This is a genomic window from Bradyrhizobium sp. Mp19, from assembly GCF_029952935.1.
GTDB classification, from domain to species: Bacteria; Pseudomonadota; Alphaproteobacteria; order Rhizobiales; family Xanthobacteraceae; genus Bradyrhizobium; species Bradyrhizobium elkanii.
Map to the genome: position 1 here is coordinate 20,067 of NZ_JASAUT010000039.1, position 22,670 is coordinate 42,736.

23 protein-coding genes are annotated in these 22,670 nt (G+C 64.6%); 15 read left to right on the forward strand and 8 right to left on the reverse strand.

Annotated features, from left to right (window positions below; all coding sequences use genetic code 11):
* Nucleotides 1-38: 38 nt before the first annotated feature.
* From QJT82_RS31825 to QJT82_RS31840, 4 genes are all read left to right on the forward strand, one after another.
* Complete coding sequence (locus QJT82_RS31825; RefSeq protein ID WP_028342977.1) at nucleotides 39-926, forward strand: 4-(cytidine 5'-diphospho)-2-C-methyl-D-erythritol kinase; 888 nt, start codon at nucleotides 39-41, stop codon at nucleotides 924-926.
* Between the two features lie 876 nt (nucleotides 927-1,802).
* Nucleotides 1,803-2,729 carry an SMP-30/gluconolactonase/LRE family protein gene (locus QJT82_RS31830; RefSeq protein WP_028342978.1) on the forward strand — a complete coding sequence of 309 codons (927 nt, stop codon included), beginning with the start codon at nucleotides 1,803-1,805 and terminating at the stop codon, nucleotides 2,727-2,729.
* Between the two features lie 121 nt (nucleotides 2,730-2,850).
* Complete coding sequence (locus tag QJT82_RS31835; RefSeq protein WP_028342979.1) at nucleotides 2,851-3,444, forward strand: GNAT family protein; 594 nt, start codon at nucleotides 2,851-2,853, stop codon at nucleotides 3,442-3,444.
* Nucleotides 3,445-3,472: 28 nt separating this feature from the next.
* Nucleotides 3,473-5,116 carry a GMC family oxidoreductase N-terminal domain-containing protein gene (locus QJT82_RS31840; RefSeq protein ID WP_028342980.1) on the forward strand — a complete coding sequence of 548 codons (1,644 nt, stop codon included), beginning with the start codon at nucleotides 3,473-3,475 and terminating at the stop codon, nucleotides 5,114-5,116.
* A 206-nt stretch (nucleotides 5,117-5,322) separates the two neighbouring features.
* Here QJT82_RS31840 and QJT82_RS31845 read toward each other — a convergent pair whose 3' ends face one another.
* Both QJT82_RS31845 and QJT82_RS31850 read right to left on the reverse strand, forming a co-directional pair.
* On the reverse strand, nucleotides 5,323-6,825 hold the full coding sequence (locus tag QJT82_RS31845) for an NAD(P)/FAD-dependent oxidoreductase (RefSeq protein ID WP_028342981.1): 1,503 nt from the start codon (nucleotides 6,823-6,825) through the stop codon (nucleotides 5,323-5,325).
* A 90-nt stretch (nucleotides 6,826-6,915) separates the two neighbouring features.
* Complete coding sequence (locus QJT82_RS31850) at nucleotides 6,916-7,758, reverse strand: MoxR family ATPase (RefSeq protein ID WP_028342982.1); 843 nt, start codon at nucleotides 7,756-7,758, stop codon at nucleotides 6,916-6,918.
* A gap of 364 nt (nucleotides 7,759-8,122) precedes the next feature.
* On the opposite strand from QJT82_RS31850, the gene QJT82_RS31855 reads away from it, so the two are divergent.
* From QJT82_RS31855 to sseA, 3 genes are all read left to right on the forward strand, one after another.
* A complete protein-coding gene (locus QJT82_RS31855; protein ID WP_016847779.1) occupies nucleotides 8,123-9,298 on the forward strand; it encodes a VWA domain-containing protein in 1,176 nt (391 codons plus the stop codon).
* A 133-nt stretch (nucleotides 9,299-9,431) separates the two neighbouring features.
* Nucleotides 9,432-9,845 (forward strand): rhodanese-like domain-containing protein, encoded by a 414-nt coding sequence (locus QJT82_RS31860; RefSeq protein WP_016847778.1) that lies wholly within the window; start codon nucleotides 9,432-9,434, stop codon nucleotides 9,843-9,845.
* A gap of 134 nt (nucleotides 9,846-9,979) precedes the next feature.
* Nucleotides 9,980-10,837 carry a 3-mercaptopyruvate sulfurtransferase gene (gene sseA, locus QJT82_RS31865; RefSeq protein ID WP_028342983.1) on the forward strand — a complete coding sequence of 286 codons (858 nt, stop codon included), beginning with the start codon at nucleotides 9,980-9,982 and terminating at the stop codon, nucleotides 10,835-10,837.
* Nucleotides 10,838-10,855: 18 nt separating this feature from the next.
* Here sseA and QJT82_RS31870 read toward each other — a convergent pair whose 3' ends face one another.
* Nucleotides 10,856-11,689, reverse strand: a complete 834-nt coding sequence (locus tag QJT82_RS31870) for a hypothetical protein (protein WP_035632467.1) — start codon at nucleotides 11,687-11,689, stop codon at nucleotides 10,856-10,858.
* A gap of 332 nt (nucleotides 11,690-12,021) precedes the next feature.
* On the opposite strand from QJT82_RS31870, the gene QJT82_RS31875 reads away from it, so the two are divergent.
* Genes QJT82_RS31875 through QJT82_RS45650 form a run of 3 tightly spaced genes read left to right on the forward strand, consistent with a single transcriptional unit; the run spans nucleotide 12,022 to nucleotide 14,025 of the window.
* Nucleotides 12,022-13,176, forward strand: a complete 1,155-nt coding sequence (locus QJT82_RS31875) for a L,D-transpeptidase (RefSeq protein WP_028342984.1) — start codon at nucleotides 12,022-12,024, stop codon at nucleotides 13,174-13,176.
* A gap of 20 nt (nucleotides 13,177-13,196) precedes the next feature.
* Nucleotides 13,197-13,781 carry a hypothetical protein gene (locus QJT82_RS45645; RefSeq protein WP_338132189.1) on the forward strand — a complete coding sequence of 195 codons (585 nt, stop codon included), beginning with the start codon at nucleotides 13,197-13,199 and terminating at the stop codon, nucleotides 13,779-13,781.
* Nucleotides 13,711-14,025: a hypothetical protein gene (locus QJT82_RS45650; protein ID WP_338132190.1), complete on the forward strand. Its 315-nt coding sequence runs from the start codon at nucleotides 13,711-13,713 to the stop codon at nucleotides 14,023-14,025. The genes QJT82_RS45645 and QJT82_RS45650 overlap by 71 nt, the downstream gene beginning before the upstream one ends.
* Nucleotides 14,026-14,028: 3 nt before the next feature.
* Here the strand turns inward: QJT82_RS45650 and QJT82_RS31885 are convergent, their stop codons facing one another.
* Both QJT82_RS31885 and QJT82_RS31890 read right to left on the reverse strand, forming a co-directional pair.
* On the reverse strand, nucleotides 14,029-14,991 hold the full coding sequence (locus QJT82_RS31885; RefSeq protein WP_028342985.1) for a D-2-hydroxyacid dehydrogenase family protein: 963 nt from the start codon (nucleotides 14,989-14,991) through the stop codon (nucleotides 14,029-14,031).
* Between the two features lie 118 nt (nucleotides 14,992-15,109).
* The gene (locus tag QJT82_RS31890; RefSeq protein ID WP_028342986.1) at nucleotides 15,110-15,361 is read right to left on the reverse strand and encodes a hypothetical protein; all 252 of its coding nucleotides are present in this window, start codon (nucleotides 15,359-15,361) and stop codon (nucleotides 15,110-15,112) included.
* A 273-nt stretch (nucleotides 15,362-15,634) separates the two neighbouring features.
* On the opposite strand from QJT82_RS31890, the gene ettA reads away from it, so the two are divergent.
* Nucleotides 15,635-17,284 carry an energy-dependent translational throttle protein EttA gene (gene ettA / locus QJT82_RS31895; protein WP_028342987.1) on the forward strand — a complete coding sequence of 550 codons (1,650 nt, stop codon included), beginning with the start codon at nucleotides 15,635-15,637 and terminating at the stop codon, nucleotides 17,282-17,284.
* 166 nt (nucleotides 17,285-17,450) lie between these two features.
* The gene (locus QJT82_RS31900) at nucleotides 17,451-18,035 is read left to right on the forward strand and encodes a TIGR00645 family protein (protein WP_028342988.1); all 585 of its coding nucleotides are present in this window, start codon (nucleotides 17,451-17,453) and stop codon (nucleotides 18,033-18,035) included.
* A 20-nt stretch (nucleotides 18,036-18,055) separates the two neighbouring features.
* On the opposite strand, the gene QJT82_RS31905 is transcribed toward QJT82_RS31900, so the two are convergent.
* Nucleotides 18,056-19,147 carry a toll/interleukin-1 receptor domain-containing protein gene (locus QJT82_RS31905; protein WP_028342989.1) on the reverse strand — a complete coding sequence of 364 codons (1,092 nt, stop codon included), beginning with the start codon at nucleotides 19,145-19,147 and terminating at the stop codon, nucleotides 18,056-18,058.
* An 83-nt stretch (nucleotides 19,148-19,230) separates the two neighbouring features.
* Between QJT82_RS31905 and QJT82_RS31910 the strand changes: the two genes are divergently transcribed.
* On the forward strand, nucleotides 19,231-20,463 hold the full coding sequence (locus QJT82_RS31910; protein WP_155258675.1) for a lytic murein transglycosylase: 1,233 nt from the start codon (nucleotides 19,231-19,233) through the stop codon (nucleotides 20,461-20,463).
* 94 nt (nucleotides 20,464-20,557) lie between these two features.
* Here the strand turns inward: QJT82_RS31910 and QJT82_RS31915 are convergent, their stop codons facing one another.
* Nucleotides 20,558-20,842 carry a hypothetical protein gene (locus QJT82_RS31915; protein ID WP_016843728.1) on the reverse strand — a complete coding sequence of 95 codons (285 nt, stop codon included), beginning with the start codon at nucleotides 20,840-20,842 and terminating at the stop codon, nucleotides 20,558-20,560.
* A gap of 236 nt (nucleotides 20,843-21,078) precedes the next feature.
* Nucleotides 21,079-21,384 (reverse strand): hypothetical protein, encoded by a 306-nt coding sequence (locus tag QJT82_RS31920; protein ID WP_016843729.1) that lies wholly within the window; start codon nucleotides 21,382-21,384, stop codon nucleotides 21,079-21,081.
* Nucleotides 21,385-21,764: 380 nt separating this feature from the next.
* Here QJT82_RS31920 and QJT82_RS31925 point away from each other — a divergent pair, with 380 nt between their 5' ends.
* Both QJT82_RS31925 and bfr read left to right on the forward strand, forming a co-directional pair.
* On the forward strand, nucleotides 21,765-22,037 hold the full coding sequence (locus tag QJT82_RS31925) for a (2Fe-2S)-binding protein (RefSeq protein WP_016843730.1): 273 nt from the start codon (nucleotides 21,765-21,767) through the stop codon (nucleotides 22,035-22,037).
* A 132-nt stretch (nucleotides 22,038-22,169) separates the two neighbouring features.
* Nucleotides 22,170-22,658, forward strand: a complete 489-nt coding sequence (bfr, locus tag QJT82_RS31930; protein WP_026193251.1) for a bacterioferritin — start codon at nucleotides 22,170-22,172, stop codon at nucleotides 22,656-22,658.
* Nucleotides 22,659-22,670: the final 12 nt, after the last annotated feature.

The following is a 22,670-nucleotide window of genomic DNA, read 5'->3' on the forward strand; positions in this document are numbered from 1 at the left end:
ATCGCATCATGATGTTTGTTTTTTAGGGGTTTATCGCCGTGCCGGCGCTGATTGAAGAAGGGCGTGCCAAGGTCAACCTGACGCTGAAGGTTGTCGGGCGGCGCGTCGACGGGTTTCACGACCTCGAGAGCGTCGTCGCGTTTGCCGATTGCGCCGACCGTCTCACGCTCGAGCCGGGACCCGAGCTGTCTTTGACGATGGCGGGGCCGCTGGCCGAGGCCTGCGGCGACACCTCGGACAATCTGGTGCTCAAGGCCGCGCGGCTGCTCGGCGAGCACGTCGCGGATCTCGAGGTCGGCCACTTCACGCTGGAGAAGGTGCTGCCCGTCGCGGCCGGCATCGGCGGCGGCTCGGCGGATGCCGCGGCGGCGCTGCGGCTGTTGGCGCGGCTCAACGAGCTCTCGCTCGACGATCGCAGGATCATGGAGGTCGCGCTGCAGACCGGCGCCGACGTGCCGGTGTGCGTCGCCTCGCGCGCCTGCGACATGACCGGCGTCGGCGAAGGCCTGCTGCCGCTCGACCTGCCGAAAATGCCGTGCGTGCTGGTCAATCCGCGCGTGCCGGTTGCGACGAGGGACGTCTTCAATGCGCTCGGCCTGCGCAATGGCGAGCTTCTGATCGGCGCCACCGATGTCGTGATGCAGGCGCCGTCATGGCCGGAAGCCGGCCGCGCGATCGACGATTGGATCGCGGCGCTGGAGCGCGGCACCAACGATCTCGAAGGCCCCGCGGCGCGCATCGAGCCCGTCATCAGTGATGTGTTATTCGCGCTGCGTGAGACCAGGGACGTTCGTCTGGTGCGTATGTCGGGCTCCGGCGCGACCTGCTTTGCCGTGTTCGGAACCGACGCCGACGCCGAGGCTGCCGGCGAACAGCTCCGCGCCGGGCATCCCACCTGGTGGGTGCATGCGGGCACGCTGAGCTGAGTTCGCGCCTCTCCCTTTGATTCCTCGGTACGCAATCGCGCACCGGGGTATGACGTGGTGCGACAAACTGCCCCGACGGGCAACTCAGCAAAAACCTGTCAATCCTCGCTCGCGAAAATATTTCGCTTTATCCGAAGCGCCACTCGGTATATGGTTCGTCCGTCTCACCCGATCGAGGGGCGCTTCGCGGTCGTCACGAACGTGGGTCGAGATGCGGTGGACGCCGATTGCGCAACTGACGAGTGCGCGTGAAGCGGACGGCGAAGTCGTGCAGGCCTGACGCCCTAGCGGCAGGTGTCTTTTCGCAAAGCGCAAACGCGTTTTGTGAAGACGGTGACAAAAAAGCCCAGTCTCACCGGGGAGAGCACGTATAAGCCGTAGCCCATCGCGCAGGGAAAGCCGGAGTGTTTCCGGTTACACCTGTGGTCCTACCCCCGTGCTTTCTACCTTTTGCACGGGGCCCATGGGTGCGATCGGCACCCGGCTTTCCCTGCGCCCTCTGATCAAGAGGGCGGAACGAAGCGCAAAGCTCGGGCAAAACATGTCGCGAGAATGCGGATGTTTGACTCACAAGAGACGCCAAACACTCGGTGTCGTCCCTGCGAAAGCAGGGACCCATAACCACCGACGCTGATTGTTACGCGACGTTGGAACGACGAGTCCCGTTCACAACACGGGCCGCGGAGTATGGGTCCCTGCTTTCGCAGGCACGACAGGGGCATTTGCGGCGCGCCCATCCCACCTCAACGCCGGGCAGCCTTGCGGGGCCATTGCTTGGCAAGCCAAACCCCGTTTGCCATAACAGGATGAAACAACAACGTTGCGCGTGCGGGGCCGTTCGGAGTCCGCCTGCAGCCAAAGAGCCGGGAGGATGCCATGGCCAATATCCGAGTTCTCGCCACCGATCTGGAGTTTCCCGAAGGTCCGGTCGTCATGCCCGACGGTTCGGTCGTGCTGGTCGAAATCCGCGGCCAGCGGCTGACGCGGGTTTATCCCGACGGGCGCAAGGAGATCGTCGCCAAGGTGCCGGGCGGCCCGAACGGCGCGGCGCTCGGTCCCGACGGCAAGATGTACATCTGCAACAATGGCGGCTTCTCCTGGATTCCGACCCGCAACATGATCATGCCGGGGCCGCAGCCCGAGGATTATCTCGGCGGCTCGATCCAGCGCGTCGATCTGCAATCCGGCAAGGTCGAGACCGTCGTCACGAAATGCGGCGAGCATGAGCTGCGCGGGCCGAATGATCTGGTGTTCGACAGGCAGGGCGGCCTGTGGTTCTCCGATCTCGGCAAGCGCCGCGCCCGCGACATGGATGTCGGCGCGTTCTATTATCTGAAGCCCGGCATGAACGAGATCGTCGAGGCCGTGCACGGCATCCTGCCAGCCAATGGCATCGGCCTGTCGCCGGATGAGAAGACCGTCTACATCGCGGAGACGCCGACCGCGCGGCTGTGGGCGTATGAAGTTTCAGAGCCCGGCACCGTCAAGCCGCGCGACGTGATCTATCGCGGCGAGCGCGGCAAGCCGATCGCCGGCCTCGGCGGCTACCAGATGTTCGACTCGCTCGCCGTGGAAGCGAACGGCAATGTCTGCGTCGCGACGCTGGTCTCGGGCTGCATCTCGGTGATCGCGCCCGACGGCACCGTGGTCGAGCAGGTGCCGACCGGCGACCGCGTCACCACCAACATCGCCTTCGGCGGCCCCGAGTTGAAGACCGCCTACATCACGCTGTCGGGCAAGGGCGAGCTGATCGCGATGGACTGGCCGCGGCCGGGATTGCCGCTGAATTTTCTGAACAAGTGACGATTGCGCAGAAGCGCAATCGTCATCCCGGGGCATCGCGAAGCGATGAACCCGGGATCTCGAGATTCCGGGTCTGGTGCTGATGCACCATCTCGGAATGACAAAGATGGAGAGATCTCGAATGCCCTGGCTTGAACCGGTCACCCTTCGCGGCGCGCATGCGCGGCTGGAGCCGTTGTCGCACGATCATCGCGACGGGCTGGTCGATGCGGTGAAGGACGGCGAGCTGTCAAAGCTCTGGTACACCGCGATCCCGCAGCCGGAGAACATGGCCAAGGAGATCGACCGCCGGCTCGGCCTGCAAAAGGCCGGATCGATGCTGCCGTTCACGGTGTTCGACGCCGAGGGGCGGATCTCGGGCATGACGACCTACATGAACGTCGACACGCCGAACCGTCGCGTCGAGATCGGCTCGACCTGGTACGCCAAGCGTGTGCAGCGCAGCGCGGTCAACACGCAGTGCAAATTGCTGCTGCTCACCCATGCCTTCGAGAAGCTCGATTGCATCGCGGTCGAGTTCCGCACGCATTTCTTCAATCACCAGAGCCGGCGCGGCATCGAGCGTCTGGGTGCGAAGCAGGACGGCATCCTGCGCAGCCATCAGATCGCGCCCAACGGCACGTTGCGCGACACCGTGGTTTACAGCATCATCGCCGGCGAATGGCCGACGGTGAAGGCGCATCTGACCTATCAACTCAACGAAAAGCCGCGCTGACACTTTGGTCGGCGCCAGAAGCGAGACGATGGAAACGTTCGATTATGTGATCATCGGCGCAGGCTCCGCCGGGAGCGTGCTGACCAACCGGTTGAGTGAAGACGCGGGCACCAGCGTGTGTGTGCTCGAGGCGGGGCCGAGCGACTGGCATCCCTACATCCATCTGCCGGCCGGCTTCATCAAGACCTTCCACATGAAGAGCGTGAACTGGGCCTACCAGCAGGAGGTGGGTCCCTACACCGGCGGGCGCAGCATCTACGCACCGCGCGGCAAGACGCTCGGCGGCTCGTCCTCGATCAACGGCCACATCTACAACCGCGGCCAGCGCCAGGATTTCGACACCTGGGCGCAGCTCGGCAATCGCGGCTGGGGCTATCCCGACGTGCTGCCCTATTTCCGGCGCATGGAGAGAAGAATCGGCGAGGGCGACGACACCTATCGCGGCCGCAACGGCAATCTCACCGTCACCACCATGGACTGGCAGGACCCGCTCTGCGAAGCGTTCATGGCGGGCGCGGTCAGCCTCGGCATTCCGCGCAATCCCGATTACAACGGCCAGATCCAGGAGGGCGTGTCGTACTGCCAGCGCACCATCCTGAACGGCCGCCGGGTCAGCGCCGCGACCGCGTTCCTGCATCCGGCGCGGCGGCGGCCCAATGTCGATGTGCGCACGCATGCCCACGTCACGGGGATCATCTTCGAGGGCAAGCGCGCGGTCGGCGTGCGCTATAACCGCGGCGGCAAGCACGGCGATCCCCTGGAGATCCGCGCGACCAAGGAAGTCATCCTTTCCGGCGGCGCCTACAACTCGCCGCAGCTGTTGCAGCTCTCCGGCGTCGGCGCGCCCGAGCTGTTGCAGGCGCACGGCATCGAGGTGCGCCACGCGCTGCCGGGCGTCGGCGAAGGCCTGCAGGATCACTACGCGCCGCGCTCGGTGGCGCGGGTCAAGAATATCCGGACCATCAACGAAATGCGGCGCGGCTTCAGCCTGTGGGGCGAGGCGATCAAATGGGCGACGACGCGGCGCGGCCTGCTGTCGCTGTCGCCGACCATGGTCTATTGCTTCTGGCACTCCGGCGAGACCACCGAGAGCTCCGATCTGCAGCTCACCTTCACGCCGGCGAGCTACAAGGAAGGCGTGCAGGGCCAGCTCGAGGACGAGCCCGGCATGACGGTGGCGTCATGGCAGCAGCGGCCGGAGAGCCGCGGCTATGTCCGGATCCGCTCGGCCGACCCGTTCGCGCCGCCGATCATCCAGACCAACTACCTCGCCGAGGAGATCGACCGCCGCGTCGTCGTCGCCGGCATGAAGCTGGCGCGCCGGCTGCTCGCCTCCGAGCCGCTCAGTCCGTATTACGCCTATGAGGACTTTCCGGGCCCGAAGGTCACGAGCGACGACGAACTGCTCGCGGCCGCGACCCAGCGCGGCACCACGACCTTCCATCCCGGCTGTACCTGCCGGATGGGACCGGCGGACGCGCCGTGGGCTGTCGTCGACGACCAGCTTCGGGTCCATGGCATGGAGGGCCTGCGCGTGATTGACGCCTCGATCATGCCGCGGATGATCTCAGCCAATCTCAACGCCTCGACCCTGATGATCGCCGACAAGGCCTCCGACATGATCCGCGGCAAGGCGCCGGAGGCCGCCGCGAAGCTGCCGGAATATGCGTGAGGGGATAGAGGCGTACGACGATAATCGTTCAGCGTCGTCCCGGCGAAGGCCGGGACCCATAACCACCGATGGTCATCGTTGCGTGCTGGCGGAATGACGAGTCCCGTCCACAACATCCGCCACGGAGTATGGGTCCCGGCTTTCGCCGGGACGACAGCAGAGTGTGTGGCCGTTAGCGCCTCAGGGTGACGGAATAAAAAAGGAGCTCAGCCGTAGACGAACGCCTTGTCCTCGAGGTCGATCGCCGGGAATTCGTCCTTCTCGGCCCAGTAGTCCTGGTTGTGCTGCCATTCGGGCTTGTCGCCGCGCTTCGGCAAGAGGTGCATGCCGCGCATCATGTAGCCGGGGTTGAAGTTCTCCGGATCGATCCACGGCAGCAGCGGCATGTTGTGGTCTTCGGGGCGCAGCTCGGCCGTCACCTTGTTCGCGCCGGTCGCCTTCATGTGCTGCAGCAGGCGGCAGACGAAGTCGCCGACCAGATCGACACGCAAGGTCCAGCTGGCGCGGAAATAGCCGAACACCCAGACGAGGTTCGGCACGCCGGTGAACATCATGCCGCGATAGGTGACGGTATCGGCGAAGTCGAGCGCCTTGCCGTCGATCTCGAAGTCGATGCCGCCATTGGCGGAGAGGTGGAAGCCGGTCGCGGTGATGATGATGTCGGCATCGAGCTGCTTGCCGGACTTGAGCAGGATGCCCGTCTCGGTGAAGCGGGCGATCTCGTCGGTGACGACCGACGCCTTGCCGCCCTTGATGGCGTGGAACAGGTCGGCATCCGGCACGAAGGCGATGCGCTGCCGCCACGGCCGGTAGCTCGGCGTGAAGTGGGTGGCGATGTCGTAGTCCTTGCCGAGGACGGCTTCGACCGCCGCCAGCAGGTCCTTCTTGGCGCCCTCGGGCTCGGCGAAGGTCCGCCTGGTGAAGGCGTCCTGCTCGAACAGGATCTTGCGGCGGGTGATCTCGTGGATCCAGTGCTCGTCGACCTGCAGCCTGCGCAGCTCCTCGGCGATCTCGATCGCGTTGCGGCCGGTGCGGAAATAGGTCGGCGAGCGCTGCAGCATGGTGACATGGCTGGCGTCCTTGGCCATCGCCGGGATCAGCGTCGCCGCGGTGGCGCCGGAGCCGATTACGACCACGCGCTTGCCCTTGTAGTCGAGGTCGTCGGGCCAGGTCTGCGGATGCACGACCGTACCCTTGAACTTCGCCATGTCGGTCCATTCGGGCGTATAGCCCGCGTCGTGGCGATAATAGCCCTGGCACATCCAGAAGAAGTTGGTTGTGAAGCGCAGCCGCTCGCCGGTGTCGATGCGGACAGCATCGATGGTCCAGAGATTGGTCTCGTTCGACCACTTCGCCGCGGTGATGGTGTGGCGATAGCGGATGTGACGGGCGAGGTCGTTCTCCTCGATCACCTCGCCCATGTACTTCAGGATCTCGGCCGCGGTCGCGATCGGCGCGCTGGTCCACGGCTTGAAGCGATAGCCGAAGGTGTGCAGGTCGCTGTCGGAGCGGATACCGGGATAGCGGTGGGTGGACCAGGTGCCGCCAAAAGTCTTCTGCGTCTCCAGCACCACGAAGCTGGTGCCGGGGCATTGCGTGGCGAGGTGGTAGGCGGCGCCGACGCCGGAGATGCCGGCGCCTGCGATCAGGACGTCGAAATGCTCTGTGGTGACGGGCTCGGCGGCGCGGATCTGGGTCTGGACGTTCATCTTCCCTGGTCTTCTTGCTTGTTGGCTTGTTTGTTGAGCTGCAGAAGCAAAGCGCCGGAGCCATCGCCCCGGCGTGTACCGATATCGGAACTAGACTTCGCGGCGGCTGAGGAAAGCCAGCCGCTCGAACAGGTGCACGTCCTGCTCGTTCTTGAGCAGCGCGCCATGCAGCGGCGGGATCAGCTTGCGCGGATCGCGCTCCCTGAGCATCTCCGGCGTGATGTCCTCGTTGAGCAGCAGCTTGAGCCAGTCGAGCAGCTCCGAGGTCGAGGGCTTCTTCTTCAGGCCCGGCACCTCGCGGACCTCGAAGAAGATCCGTAGCGCCTCTTCCACCAGCCGCTTCTTGATGCCGGGGAAGTGCACGTCGACGATCTTGCCCATCGTCTCGCTGTCGGGGAACTTGATGTAGTGGAAGAAGCAGCGGCGCAGGAAGGCGTCCGGCAGTTCCTTCTCGTTGTTCGACGTGATCATCACGATCGGGCGCAGCTTCGCCTTGATGGTCTCGCCGGTCTCGTAGACGTGGAATTCCATGCGGTCGAGTTCGAGCAGCAGATCGTTGGGGAATTCGATGTCGGCCTTGTCGATCTCGTCGATCAGCAGCACCGGGCGCTTCTCGTTGGTGAAGGCCTCCCACAGCTTGCCGCGCTTGATGTAGTTCTTGATGTCGGACACGCGGGCGTCGCCGAGCTGGCTGTCGCGCAGCCGGGACACCGCATCGTATTCGTAGAGGCCCTGCTGCGCCTTGGTGGTCGACTTGATGTGCCAGGTCAAAAGTGGCGCGTCGATCGCCTTGGCGACTTCCTCGGCCAGCACGGTCTTGCCGGTGCCGGGCTCGCCCTTCACCAGCAGCGGGCGCTCGAGCACGATGGCGGCATTGACGGCGACCTTGAGGTCATCGGTGGCGACGTAGTCCTTGGTACCCGTGAATTTCATTTATCTGTTTGCCTTGCTTCGTTCGTCGGCGGCCCGGGCCCCACACGAAACGACCGCTCTCGCAGCGGTCGCATGTTCTCTCCGATATCTTGTCCGGTACAATTCTAGTTGAAAAAGCCGGGCGGTCTAGCGCGGATTCCGCAGCGCAGCGGTACCGATGTGGGCTTCCGCATGGAATGTCATGCATCATCTTTCCGTTCTGCGGAATGATCGCCGGCGTGGCGCGACCTTGCCGCGATGGCGCGGGCGCCGCCACGGGCCGACGGCGGTGGAGGTAACCCGGTGAAAATGGATAGCTGATCTCGGGATGAAGCACGGCCGGGGGCCCTTGACGCCACCGGCCCAGCGGGCGATCTAGGTGGGTATGTTCCTGCAGTTTTTCACATCGCTGCGCGACGCCCAGGTCCCCGTGACGCTACGGGAATATCTGACCTTGATGGAAGCGCTTGACGCCGATCTCGCCGAGCAGACGGTCGAGAATTTCTACTATTTGTCGCGCGCCGCGCTGGTGAAGGACGAGCGCAATCTCGACAAGTTCGATCGCGTGTTCGGCACCGTGTTCAAGGGGCTCGAGAGCCTGCTCGACGCCATGGGCAAGGCGGAGATCCCCGAGGAGTGGCTGAAGAAGCTCGCCGAGAAATATCTCACCGAGGAAGAGAAGAAGCAGATCGAGGCCATGGGCTGGGACAAGCTCATGGAGACGCTGAAGAAGCGGCTCGAGGAACAGAAGGGCCGCCACCAGGGCGGCAGCAAGTGGATCGGCACCGCCGGCACCTCGCCGTTCGGCGCCCATGGCTACAATCCCGAGGGTGTGCGCATCGGGCAGGAGAAGAACCGCAACAACCGCGCCGTGAAGGTGTGGGACAAGCGCGAGTTCAAGGATCTCGACGGCAATGTCGAGCTCGGCATCCGCAACATCAAGGTCGCGCTGCGGCGGCTGCGCAAGTTCGCGCGCACCGGCGCGCCGGACGAGCTCGACCTCGACACCACGATCAAGGAGACCGCCAACCACGGCTATCTCGACGTGCACATGCGCCCCGAGCGGCGCAACGCGGTCAAGGTGCTGGTGTTCTTCGATATCGGCGGCTCGATGGATTCGCATATCGAGCAGGTCGAGGAACTGTTCTCGGCCGCCAAGAGCGAATTCAAGCACATGGAATATTTCTACTTCCACAACTGCCTCTATGAAGGCGTCTGGAAGCAGAACAAGCGGCGCTTCACCGATCGCACGCCGACCTGGGACGTGCTGCACAAGTACCCGCACGACTACAAGGTGGTGTTCGTAGGCGACGCCTCGATGTCGCCTTACGAGATCATGGTGCCCGGCGGCTCGGTCGAGCATGTCAACGAAGAGGCCGGCTCGGTCTGGCTCGATCGCATCATCCGCACCTATCCGCACGCGGTGTGGCTCAATCCGGTGGCGCAGAAGCACTGGGACTATTCGGAATCGACCACCATCATCCGCCGCCTGTTCTCAGAGCGCATGTATCCGATCACGATCGAAGGTCTGGAGAACGCGATGCGGGAGCTGGTGCGGTAGCCGATCCCGTCATTCCGGACGGTCCGCAGGACCGATCCGGAATCTCGAGCTGATGAAATTCGATCGAGGTTCCGGGTTCGATGCTGCCGCATCGCCCCGGAATGACGATCAAGAAAAGCCAGGGAGGAGCCCCATGCCCCAGAACATCCACCGCGGCATCAAGGTGATGATCGACGAGGCCAATGCCGAGATCGAGACCATCAGCGCGGCCGATGCGATCACGCTGATCGGCAAGAACGACGTCGTCATCGTCGACATCCGCGATCCCCGCGAGATTGAGCGCGACGGCAAGATCCCGGGCGCGTTCTCCTGCACCCGCGGCATGCTCGAGTTCTGGATCGATCCGAACAGCCCCTATGCCAAGCCGATCTTCCAGGAAGACAAGAAGTTCATCTTCCACTGCGCCGGCGGCCTACGCTCGGCACTCGCCGCCAAGACCGCGAAGGACATGGGCCTGAAGCCGGTCGCGCATATGGGCGGCGGCTTTGCCGCCTGGCGCGAGGCCGGCGGGCCGATCGAGGCGTGGGAGCCGAAGAAGAAGGGCTGAAGGTTCTCCGTCATTCCGGGGCGCGCGTAGCGCGAACCCGGAATCTCGCGCGACAACCTCTGGATTCCGGGTTCACGCTTCGCGTGCCCTCAGGTGCGCAATTGCGCACTGGGGAATGACAAGAAGGAATGATCATGACCGCCACCGACGATCCGCTCGTTTCGACCGAATGGGTGGCTGCGCATCTCGGCGATGCCAACGTCAAGGTGCTCGACGCGACCTTCAAGCTGCCCGGCGTGCTGCCGCTGCCGAAGGACGATTATCTCGCCGCGCATCTGCCGGGCGGTGTGTTCTTCGACGTCGATGCGGTGTCCGACCATTCCAATCCGCTGCCGCACATGTTTCCGAGCGCCGAGCAGTTCGGCCGCGACGTCGGCGGGCTCGGCATCAGCAGTGCCGACACCGTCGTGATCTACGATTCCGGCGGCTGGGTTGCGGCGCCGCGCGCCTGGTGGATGTTCCTGTCCTATGGCCATCGCAACGTGCGCATCCTCAACGGCGGCCTGAAGAAGTGGCGCGCCGAGGGCAGGGCGGTCGAGAGCGGCGAGGTGAAGCCGAAGCCTGCGACCTTCAAGGCGAGCTACGATCCGCAGCGCGTGCGCAGCATCGAGCAGATGATCGCCAATGTCGAAAGCCGTGCCGAGCAGGTGATCGATGCGCGCGCCGCCGATCGCTTCGAGGGCCGCGCCCCGGAGCCGCGGCCGGGCATCCGCGCCGGCCACATCCCAGGCGCCCGCAACGTGCCCTACAACCAGCTGTTCGATGCGGCGACCGGCGAGATGAAGCCGCTCGATGACCTGCGCAAGTCGTTCACGGGCGCCGGCGTGAAGCTCGATGCGCCGATCGTGACGAGCTGCGGCTCGGGCGTCTCGGCCGGCGTGCTGACGCTTGCGCTCTACCGGCTCGGCGTCACCGAGACCGCGCTCTATGACGGCTCGTGGTCGGAATGGGGGCAGGCGAGCGGCCCGCCGATCGCGACGGGGCCGGCCTGACAGAGTAATCCTTGCTTGCTAGCGTCGGGTGAGCGGCACCAGGGTCGGCTGGCCGAACGGATCGAGCTGCTGCTGAACGACCTGCCGAACCGGTTGCGCGCGGACAATCCGCCGCCGCTCCTTGCGATGTGCCGGCTTGCTGACCGCGTTGCGCTCCGGCTTCTTCGCCTCGATGGCCTTCGGCGCCACCGGCGCTTCGACAACAACTTCAGGTCCGCCCAGCGTCGCGATCTTGGTCGCGGCCGCGATCGCCTCGGGTGACGGAAGCGGCGCCGGCTCGGGCGCTGCCATCGCCGGTGCCGGCGGAGGAGGCGCGGGCTCGCTGGGGGCGGGCGGATCGGCGATGGCGGCGACCTTGGCCTCGGTGGCTGCCGGTGCGGCTTCGGCTGCAGCGGGCGTCGGCTCCGATGCCGGCGAGGGAGCTGCGGTCGGAGTCTGAGCCGCGGTGTCGGCGGATTGGGCTGGCGCCGGGGTCGTCGCGGCCTGGGCTTCCGGCTTCGGCGGGGCGGGCGGGACCGGATCATCCGCCGTCACGGCGGCGACCTTCTCCGGCTCGGCTGCAGGGGTGATCTCAGCGGGAGCAGCCGGTTCGGACGCGGCCGGCTCGGACGGGGCTGCCGGAGTATCGGTCGTCACCTTGTCGGCGGCGGGCGGTTCGACCCGCACCATGGCAAGCACTGGCGGGGTCTCGGGCTGCTGCGCGAATTGCGGCTCGGGCGGCGCCCGGCGGGCCGGAATGCTGGCGAACTCTTCATGCGCCGCGCGAAACAGCGCGGCTGCCCCTAACCCGAACACCAGAAGCGAGGTCGCCAGCACGATCGCGGCGAACAGAAAACGAAGGCCGGGGAGCATGGGCGCGGGTTCCCCCTTCTGCGGGAGGGTCTTCGATGTCGAGGGAACGCGGTGACCACACAAGAAAGCCGGCGTCGCGAGCGCGAATCAGGCCGATTCGAAGATATCGCAACGTCCCGGGACTGTTTGTTACAAAATGCGGGTGATTGATGACTTTGGCCACGTGGACAAACATTCCGGGCTCATGAGACATCTTTGCCGCAGCGTTGACGCGAAATCACAAAAGGCCCGGAATAGCCCGGGTTTCGCGGAATTGTCTTGAATGCGCCGCTATCTTCCTGCATTGGGCCGTTAACAGTCCGGTGTGGCTTGGGGACTATAACAGAGCAATGATGATCAACCGCATTCTGACGATTTGCGCTGCCGCGGCTCTCGGCGTGGCAGGAACCTCGCTTGCGCATGCGCAGCAGGGTTATCCGGCGCCCCAGGGCACCGCCTATTCGACGGCGCCGCAGCCCTACCCCCAGGGCAACATGCCGGATTTCGACGCGCTCAATGACGACGACGGGCAGGATTCGGCTGCGCTGCCGCCGCCCGGTCCGGTGCTGTCGCCGAACGACCCGCGCTATGGCCGCCCGATGAATGCTCCTCCGGTCTATTCCGACCGTGGTGCGCCGACTGGCCCGGTGATGTCGCCCGATGATCCCCGCTATGGCCGGCCGATGGGGCCGCCGCCGGTGATCTACGGCGATCGTCCGGGTGCGCAACAAGCCAATCGCGACAATGGCGTTCCGGCCGCCGGCGTTTCCTATGGCGACGACCGCGGTGGCATGCGTCCGCCCGAGGGCGTTACCGGAGCCGTGCCGCAGCAGCAGGCGCCGGTCGATGCCAATGGCAAGCCGGTACAGATCGCGGCGCTGCCGCCGGACGAGCAGCCCGAAGACGCCCCGGCGCAACTGCCGCCGAATCTGCGTCGCCAGGAAGTGTCGTTCGCGACCAAGGAGCCGGCAGGCACGATCGTTGTCGATACGTCGAACACCTACCTCTATTACATCCTGGGCAATGGCCGGGCGGTTCGTTACGGCGTCCGTGTCGGCCGCGACGGCTTCACCTGGACCGGCGTGCAGAAGATCACCCGCAAGGCCGAGTGGCCGGATTGGCATCCGCCGACCGAGATGATCGAGCGTCAGCCCTATCTGCCGCGCTTCATGGCCGGCGGACCCGGCAACCCACTCGGCGCCCGCGCGATGTATCTCGGCTCGACCGTGTACCGTATTCACGGCACCAACCAGCCGTCGACCATCGGCAAGTTCGTCTCGTCGGGCTGCATCGGCATGCTGAACGAAGACGTCTCCGACCTGTTCGAACGCGCCAAGGTCGGCACCCGCGTGGTTGTGCTGCCCGGTGGTCCGCCGCCGGGAACGGCGACGGCTTCTGCCGCGCCCGCGAACCCGATGGCTCCCTCTGCGGCTCAGGCGGCCGCGCCGCTGCCCGGCACGCAGCCGACCACGGTGCAGCCGCTGCCCGCACCGGTGACGGTGCGCTAGGCCAACCGGCAAGTTCATCATTGAAAAAGGCGCGCGAACAGCGCGCCTTTTTTGTTGCAACAAGCCGCGCATCTCGACGTTGCCGGCCGGGAGGCAATGCGATGCGGGACGTCTGCGAGACCTATCCGCCGCTGAATACGCCGAAGCCTGTCGCCGATGACGTATGGATGATCGATGGTCCGATCATCCGGTTCGGCCCGCGCTGGTTCAAAATGCCGTTTCCAACGCGCGCGACGATCGTTCGTCTGCCGGGTGGGCGGCTGTTCATTCACTCGCCGACACCATTGCTGGCCGAGCTCAAGGCCGCAATCGTTGAGCTGGGCGTACCGCGCTGGATCATCGGTCCGAATCGTCTGCACTATTGGTGGATTCCGGAATGGCATGCTGCCTATCCGGACGCGCGCATCTTCCTTGCGCCCGGGATCAAGCAACAGGCGGGCAGTCGGCTGACCTTCGAAGGCGAGCCACTGGAACGATCATCCGGCTATCCCTGGGATGAGTGGGATCGCGACGCTGCCGGTGGCAGGCAGCTACATGACGGAGGTCGTGTTCTTCCATCTGCCGTCGCGGACATTGCTGCTGACCGACCTGATCGAGAATTTTGAGGCCGGGCGAGTCCGCTCGCCGTTGATGCGGTTCCTGACCTGGCTCGGCGGCGTGCGCGATCCTGACGGCAGCACGCCGCGCGACATGCGATTGACCTTCTCGCGGGACCGCGCTGCGCTGAAGGCCATCGTCGCCCGCATGATCGAATGGAATCCGGAGCGGATCATCCTCGCCCACGGGCGCTGGTACGACCGGAACGGTCGCGCCGAGCTCGAACGCGCGTTCCGCTGGCTCGGCGAGTGACGATCAGGCCAGGGGCCGCGGCGGCTCGCTGCCCTTGCTGAAGGCGTCGATGCACTCGACCATCTGCTGATAGTGCGCCTGCAGGCTCTCGCGCGTCGCATAGCCGAGATGCGGTGTGATCACGACATTGTCGAGCTTGCGCAGCGGATGATCCGACGGCAGCGGCTCGACGGAGAACACGTCGATGCCGGCGCCGGCGATCGTCTTGTCGCGCAGCGCCGCGAACAGGGCGTCCTCATCGACGATCGGCCCGCGTGCGGTGTTGACGAGATAGGCCGACGGCTTCATGCGGGCGAGATCGGCGGCGCCGACCAGTCCGCGCGAGCGCGGGCTCAGCACGACATGGATGGTGATGATGTCTGATGTCGCGAACAGCTCGTCCTTGCTGGCATAGCCGACGCCGGCCTCATTGCACTTCTCCGGCGTCAGATTGGGGCTCCAGGCGATGACGTTCATGCCGAACACCTTGGCCATGCCGGCGACTTTGCTGCCGAGCTTGCCGAGGCCGATGATGCCGAGCGTCTTGCCCTCGATCTCGGTACCGGCAAAGGTCTGCCACGCCTCGCCGGCGTGCATGCGCGCGTTCTCGCGGCCGATGCCGCGCGTCAGTTCCAGGATCAGGCCCATGGTCAGGGGCGCGGTGGGATCGCGGCTATATTGGGTGCCGTACAACACCACCTTGCGCTCCTTCGCGGCCTCCATGTCGATCGCCGCGTTGCGCATGCCCGACGTGATCAGGAGCTGCAGCCTGGGCAGCGCGTCGAGCAGGCTCTTCGGGAACGGGGTGCGCTCGCGCATCGCGCAGATGATCTCGAAATCCTTCAGCTTCGTCGCCGCTTCCGCCTCGCTCGCGAACGGCTTGTCGAACACGGTGACGTCGACCCGGTCCTTGACCTTTGGCCAGTCGGCCACCGAAAGCGCGATGTCAAAATAGTCGTCGAGGATTGCACAGCGGAGCCGCGTCATCGGGGAAGGTCCATTCAGGGTGAGGGCGACGGCGGGAGATCAACCGTCGGGATACCCGTTATGGTCGCGCGCAATCGGCAGGCGCGCAAGCGGCCGCGGTTTCAAAAAGCGGCGATTGTCACACGCGCGGAGACGGCTTCTGCGTCTTCGTGGAGCGGATATCGGCGAGCATCGCGCGGACCGCCGGCGACAGCGCCATCTGCTTGGCGCGGCAAGCCGGACCCGGGCCGCGCATATAGTGCAGTTCCGGTCGGTAGGGATTGAAAGCCTTGGCGACGAAGGCCCGCCAAAAGGCGCGGAATTCGGCGAACAGCGTCGCCTCGCCTTTGGTCGTCGGGCGCGGAAGGGGTGCTGAAATGATGGTAGCCATGACGTGGCCTCAACTGTTTTGGCCGCGGTTCTGCCGCGAAAATCGCCGTTTTTCGACGTTGAGAACGAGTTTTGGCCTGATTTATTAAAAGATGGTTTCAATTGTCGTGATTCGGCGCACACATGGCGTCGACCCCGTAATCATCCGTGGTGAAGCCGCGAAACGTGGTGAACGGACGGAAAACAGAGGCCCCGCGGTTGCGCTTTCGGGGGCCGGCCGTTACATCGGCGGCAGCAAAATTTCCACAAATCGGATCAATTCCAGGGACAGCGGATGGCTCGCCAGTTCATCTATTTCATGCAGGGTCTGACCAAGGCGTACCCGACCCGCAAGGTGCTCGATAACATCCATCTGAGCTTCTACCCGGACGCCAAGATCGGCGTGCTCGGCGTCAACGGCTCGGGCAAGTCGACCCTGCTCAAGATCATGGCCGGCCTCGACAAGGAGTATAACGGCGAGGCCTGGGTCGCCGAGGGCGCCCGCGTCGGCTATCTCGAGCAGGAGCCGCACCTCGATCCGGCACTCAACGTTCGTGAGAACGTCATGCTCGGCGTCGCCAAGCAGAAGGCGATCCTCGACCGCTACAACGAGCTTGCGGTCAACTATTCGGACGAGACCGCCGACGAGATGACCAAGCTGCAGGACGAGATCGAGGCCCAGGGCCTGTGGGATCTCGACAGCAAGGTCGACCAGGCGATGGACGCGCTGCGCTGCCCGCCCGACGATGCCGATGTCACCAAGCTGTCCGGCGGTGAACGCCGCCGCGTCGCGCTGTGCCGCCTGCTGCTCGACCAGCCGGAATTGCTGCTGCTGGACGAGCCGACCAACCATCTCGACGCCGAGTCGGTGTCGTGGCTGGAAGGCCATCTGCGCAACTATCCCGGCGCGATCCTGATCGTCACCCACGACCGCTACTTCCTCGACAACGTCACGGGCTGGATCCTCGAGCTCGACCGCGGCCGCGGCATCCCCTACGAGGGCAATTACTCGTCCTGGCTGGTGCAGAAGCAGAAGCGGCTCGAGCAGGAAGGCCGCGAGGACGCCGCGCATCAGAAGACGCTGGCCCGCGAGCAGGAATGGGTGGCGTCCTCGCCGAAGGCGCGCCAAGCCAAGTCGAAGGCCCGCTACCAGCGCTATGAGGATCTGCTCAAGAAGGCGAGCGAGAAGCAGACCCAGACCGCGCAGATCATCATTCCGGTCGCCGAGCGCCTCGGCGCCAACGTCGTCGACTTCGAAGGCCTCAGCAAGGGATTTGGCGATCGCCTGCTGATCGACGATCTCACTTTCAAGCTGCCGCCCGGTGGCATCGTCGGCGTGATCGGTGCCAACGGCGCCGGCAAGACCACGCTGTTCAAGATGATCACCGAGCAGGAGACGCCGGACAAGGGCACCATCACGGTCGGCGAGACCGTGCATCTCGGCTATGTCGACCAGTCGCGCGACGCGCTTGAGGGCAACAAGACCGTGTGGGAGGAGATCTCCGGCGGCAACGAGCTGATCCTGCTCGGCAAGAAGGAAGTCAATTCGCGCGGCTACTGCTCGGCGTTCAACTTCAAGGGCGCCGACCAGCAGAAGAAGGTCGGCGCGCTGTCGGGCGGTGAGCGCAACCGCGTGCATCTCGCCAAGATGCTGAAGTCGGGCGCCAACGTGCTGCTGCTCGACGAACCGACGAACGACCTCGACGTCGACACGCTGCGCGCGCTGGAAGAGGCGCTGGAGGATTTCGCCGGTTGCGCCGTCATCATCAGCCATGACCGCTGGTTCCTCGACCGCATCGCGACCCATATCCTGGCCTTCGAGGGCGACAGCCATGTCGAATGGTTCGAGGGCAACTTCCAGGATTACGAAAAGGACAAGATGCGCCGGCTCGGCCAGGACAGCATCATTCCGCATCGCGTGAAGTACAAGAAGCTGACGCGCTGATCGGCTCAAACGGTCGAGCGCGGCCATCGCGCCGCGTTCGACCGTTGCTCGTTGGCAGGATCGTGACGGCATCGCGGCGCAATCTGCGGCCAGTTGTCGCTTTTCAAGCGCGCGGGATTGCGTAGATAGAGCGCTCCCGCAAATCAAATTCTGCGAGCACTCCACCATGTCCGCACTTTCCGAGGCGCGCGCCCCCGCAAAGGGCCGGTCGCTGCGTCCCGTTCCCATGCTGATCTTCGGATCGCGCTGGCTGCAATTGCCGCTCTATGTCGGCCTGATCATCGCCCAGGGCGTCTATGTCGTGCTGTTCCTGAAGGAATTGTGGCACCTGTTCGCCCATGCCTTCGATTTCAGCGAACAGCAGATCATGCTGGCCGTCCTCGGCCTGATCGACGTCGTCATGATCTCGAACCTGCTCGTGATGGTGATCGTCGGCGGCTACGAGACCTTCGTCTCGCGCCTCAATCTGAAGGGCCACCCGGACGAGCCGGAATGGCTCAGCCACGTCAATGCCAGCGTGCTGAAGATCAAGCTGGCGATGGCGATCATCGGCATTTCCTCGATCCATTTGCTGCGCACCTTCATCGAGGCCGGCGCGCTGTCGTCAGGCAAGGGCAATTACACCGAGACCGGCGTGATGTGGCAGACCATCATCCACTGCGTCTTCATCCTGTCGGCGATCGGCATCGCGATCGTCGACAAGCTGTCGAACGATTCGATCGAGGGCGCCAAGCAGCAGGTTGGGCATTAGGGATGAACGGCGGCGCGGCGTCACCGCGCCGCGCGTGAGCCGAACAGTGCCGGCGCGGATCTGCCGAGCCATTCGGGGATCTGCGCCGCGCCGCGCGGAAATCCACACGCCATCGCGAGGACGAACGCGGTCTGCCAGACGCCGAACAGCACCAGCCAGCCCAGCAAGGTCGGCAGCCTGACGATCGCGCCGTAAACCGTTCCGGCTGCGATGGCCGCGATCCAGGTCACGACGACGCTGTCGATCCGCCTGAACGCGGGGTTGGTCAGGAGCACGCCGAGAATGGTGATGGCTCCGCCGACAGCGCCGCCGATGCCGCCGATCAAAAATCCCATGTAGGGATTGTTGCCGAGCGTCTCGGTGATCTGGGCCGGGTTCGCGGCATTGCCCTCGATCGGCACGGTTCTCGCATACTGGCCGAGCGCCTGAAGCGTCACGGCGCTGGCATCGTAGGCCGCGATCCACGCCGCCGTCGTGATCGCGACCACCAGCGCCAGCTGAAACCGGTCCCTGGCGCCAAACATCACATTGCAGGTCGCGATCGCCGCGCCGAATATCACGCCGGGCAGGATCGTGATCCCGCCGGCGTCGGAGACGACGAACGAATATTGCAGGACGTTGAGCGCATAGGTCGCGACCAGGCTGCACAGGATGGCCGACGCAAGCGACAGCACGGCGAAGGGCAAAATCGATCGGTCGCGCGACTGCTCGCTTTTGGCTTCCAGCATGCGATCGACGGCGGCCCGTGTCTCGGCGGCCGCGCTGCCCTGAGGTTCGAGGATCGTGACCGCCTTGAGATAGGTCGGAACCTGGTCGAGCGGGGTCGGCGCCATCATCACCGGCAGCACGCGATTGCTGGGGTTCGGCCATTTGTTCCGGGCAAAGGCGAGCTCGCTCAGCGTGTAGCGTCCCCTGGTCACCGATTCCGGACTGATCAGGAACACCATAAAATCGCTGCTTTCGATGGCTTTTTCGACGCGCGCATCGAAGCTGTCGCCCGGCGGAAGATCGTCGTGCGAAAAGAAAACGTCATGGTCGCAATTGCGCAGGGACTGGGCGATGCTGTCAGCCTGCGATTCCAGTTCGGAGGGAAATGACAGAAATATGCGCATGGCAAAACTTACCACCCAGAATTGAATTCTGACAATTGCCGAATCCGCGTTGCAATGACCGTTTCCGCAGGGTGAGATCGATCATGAAATGGCCAACCACCATTGTCGCATTCGCGCTGCTGCTTTGTGCGCCGGTGCAGCGGCCCGCATACGCCGCCGATGCTGCGTTCACCCAGTTCATCGCCTCGCTGTGGCCGGAGGCCAAGGCCGCCGGCGTGTCGCGCGAGACCTTCGATCGCGAGACGCGCTCGCTCGAGCCCGACTACAAGCTGCCCGACCTGATCCTGCCCGGACGTCCCAAGACCGGCGCGCCGGCGCAGGCCGAGTTCGTGCAGGTGCCGGCCGATTACATCAAGGAAGCCTCGATCGCGCGGCTCGCGGCGGAGGGGCAGCGGCTGTTGCAGAAGTATCGGCCGTCGCTCGATGCGATCGAGAAGCGGTTCGGCGTCCCGGCCACCGTCGTGCTGGCGATCTGGGGCCGCGAGACCGATTACGGGCGCTATTCGTTGCCCTACGACACGCTGCGCGTGGTGGCGACGCAGGCCTATGTCGGCCGCCGCAAGGATCAGTACCGCACCGAGTTCATCCTCGCGCTGAAGATCCTCGGCGAGGGCGCGGTGACGCGCAAGGAGATGCGCTCCTCCTGGGCCGGTGCGACCGGCTACACCCAGTTCCTGCCGTCTGAATATTACAAGCACGGCGTCGATTTCGACGGCGACGGCCGCGTCGATATCTGGCACTCGGTGCCGGACGCGCTCGCCTCCGCAGCGCAGCAGCTGGTCAACAAGGGCTGGCAGCCCGGCGTGCGCTGGGCCTATGAGGTGCAGGCGCCGGCCAATGCCGACTGCACGATGGGCGTGCCTGAAGTGACGAAGCCGATCAGCCAGTGGCTGCGCGCTGGCTTCGTGCCGGTGCGCGGGCAGAAGCTCAGCACCGCCGAGCAGGCGCAATCGGCGTCGCTGCTGCAGCCGGAAGGCAGCTACGGTCCTGCCTTCCTGACCACGCCGAACTACTTCGTGATCAAGGAATACAATTTCTCCGACCTCTACGTGCTGTTCGTCGGCCATCTCGCCGACCGCATGACGAGCCCGCAGCCTTTCGCGACGCCATGGTCGGCATCGAAGCAGCTGCGCTCCGCCGATGTCGAGGCGATGCAGCAGCAGCTGACGAAGATCGGTCTCTACAAGGACAAGCTCGACGGCAAGGCCGGGATGCAGACCCGCGCGGCGCTCGGCGCCTATCAGAAGCAGGCCGGGCTGAAGGTCGATTGCTGGCCGAGCGAGGCGGTGCTGCGCGCGATGAACGGGCAGCGCTGACCGGGCTGGCTCGCAGGACCGCCTGGTGGCGCAAAGCAAAAACCCGGCCGCGAGGCCGGGTTTTCGAGTGTGATGCTGAAAGCGTGTCGGTCGATCAGTCGCAAACCTGGATGCGACGGAAGCGCCAGCCGTAGCCGTCCCAGAAGCGCTCGCGAACCATGCGGCACGGGGCCTCTTCGACGTAAACCGGCGCCGGTGCGACATAGACCGGGGCGGGGCGAGCGCCTGCGATCGCGCCGCCCAGCAGGGCGCCGCCGATCAGGCCGCCGGCAACGCCGGCCGCGACGGCGCCGCCGTCACCAGCCTTGGCAGCCGGAGCAACGGCCAGCGAACCGGCAATCGTGGTAACGGCGACAAGGGCAGCTAAAGTCTTCTTCATGTCTTTGGCTCTCCTGGAAGGTGGTGGCGTCGTGGTCCGGCGCCGGGTTGAGGTGACTCGCACGCTGATCTCGAACTGCTGTCTTGCTAAACAGCGCAGAACAGTCAACCGAAAGTAAACGTCCGCAGGCTGATCGCGCAGAAAAGCGGTTTTTTCTGGCCATCTACAGCAGATGTCCCGGAGAAACAGTCGGTTTTCCGGGACAACTGGTTCGATTTAATCGAGATGAACGGCGATCAATCGCAAACGCGGACGCTGCGAACGCGCCAGGTGTAGCCATCCCAGAACCGCTGGCGCTGCCAGAAGCAGTCGGGGCCGTAGCCGGGTTCGGCGACATAGGCCGGGCCGGGCGCATAGTAGCCGTATCCGGGACCGTAATAGCGGTTCTGCGAAGCGATCGCGCCACCGACGATGGCGCCACCGATCAATCCCGCAGCGACGCCGGCGGCGACACCGCGTTGTGCCTGGGCGGGGGCGGGCACCGCCACAGTCGAAGCCGCCACAGCGGCAACGGCGCAAAGCGCCAGCAATGTCTTCTTCATGGCCTGACCTTTCTCACGGCAGCAGGGACAGCGTGCATTGGCGATCCGTCTCGCCGGAGGGTTCCATACTCAGCTTGAATGTTCAATGAACGACGCTGCCGTATTCGCGACCAAATGCTTGCAGCTTTTGGAATATCTTGCAACGCACAAGCCCGATAGCGCCCAGCGAGGCGCGTGCTCATGGCGGTCGGCGGCGAAGGAATCGCTTATTGGCCCGTAGCCACCCCGCGGGTTCGAACTCCGACCGATTTAGACTCATTCCAATATGAATCCCGCATCAGTTTGGAATTGCTACAAAAACCGCTTTTTCCTTTTGCATCGTGCGGGAGCCGACAATATCCATACTGGGAAGCATCACCGTTGGACCCCGCCTTGCTCCGATGATTGTCTGTTCCTGTAACGTCCTCAGCGACCACGACGTCCGCAATGCCGTCAACGGCGGTGGGTCCGTGACACGAAACGCCAAGCAGGTGTACGGCTGCCTCGGCTGCAGTGCCGAATGCGGCCGCTGCGCGCGTACCATCAAGGCGATCATCGACGAGGCGCTCGGTCCCTGCGCCAAGGCCTGCTGTTCCGGCTGCCCCCACAGCGGCCATCCGCACGCCGCCAACGAGGACGCCGAGCCGGCCGAATTCGCGCTCGCGGCCTGCTGATTTCACCAAATCCCCTCGAATCCGGTTATCCAGGCGCCGCTTCTGCGAAGGGTTGCTCTTGCCGGTAATCTGATTTAGAAACATTCTAAATTCAGTGTCGGCCAAGGTTGGCCGCGACAGGTGGAGTGGATCATGCAAGGCGACCCGAAGGTCATCGATTATCTGAACAAGGGGCTGCGCAGCGAACTGACCGCCATCAATCAGTACTGGCTGCACTACCGGATGCTCAACAATTGGGGCCTCCTGGAGATGGCCAAGGTCTGGCGCAAGGAGTCCATCGAGGAGATGGAGCACGCCGACAAATTCGTCGATCGCATCCTCTTCCTCGACGGCTTCCCGAACCTGCAGGTGCTCGATCCCCTTAAGATCGGCCAGGACGTCAAGGAGATCATCGAGTGTGACCTCGCCGCCGAGATCGGCGCCCGCACGCTCTACCAGGAGGCGGCGACCTACTGCCATGGCGTCAAGGACTATGTCAGCCGTGACCTGTTCGAGCAGCTGATGAAGGATGAGGAAGACCACATCGACTTCCTCGAGACCCAGCTCGACCTGATCAAGCGCATCGGCCTTGAGCTCTACACCCAGAAGCACGTCGGTCATCTGAAGGGCGAGGATTCCTAACCGGCTGTCCGC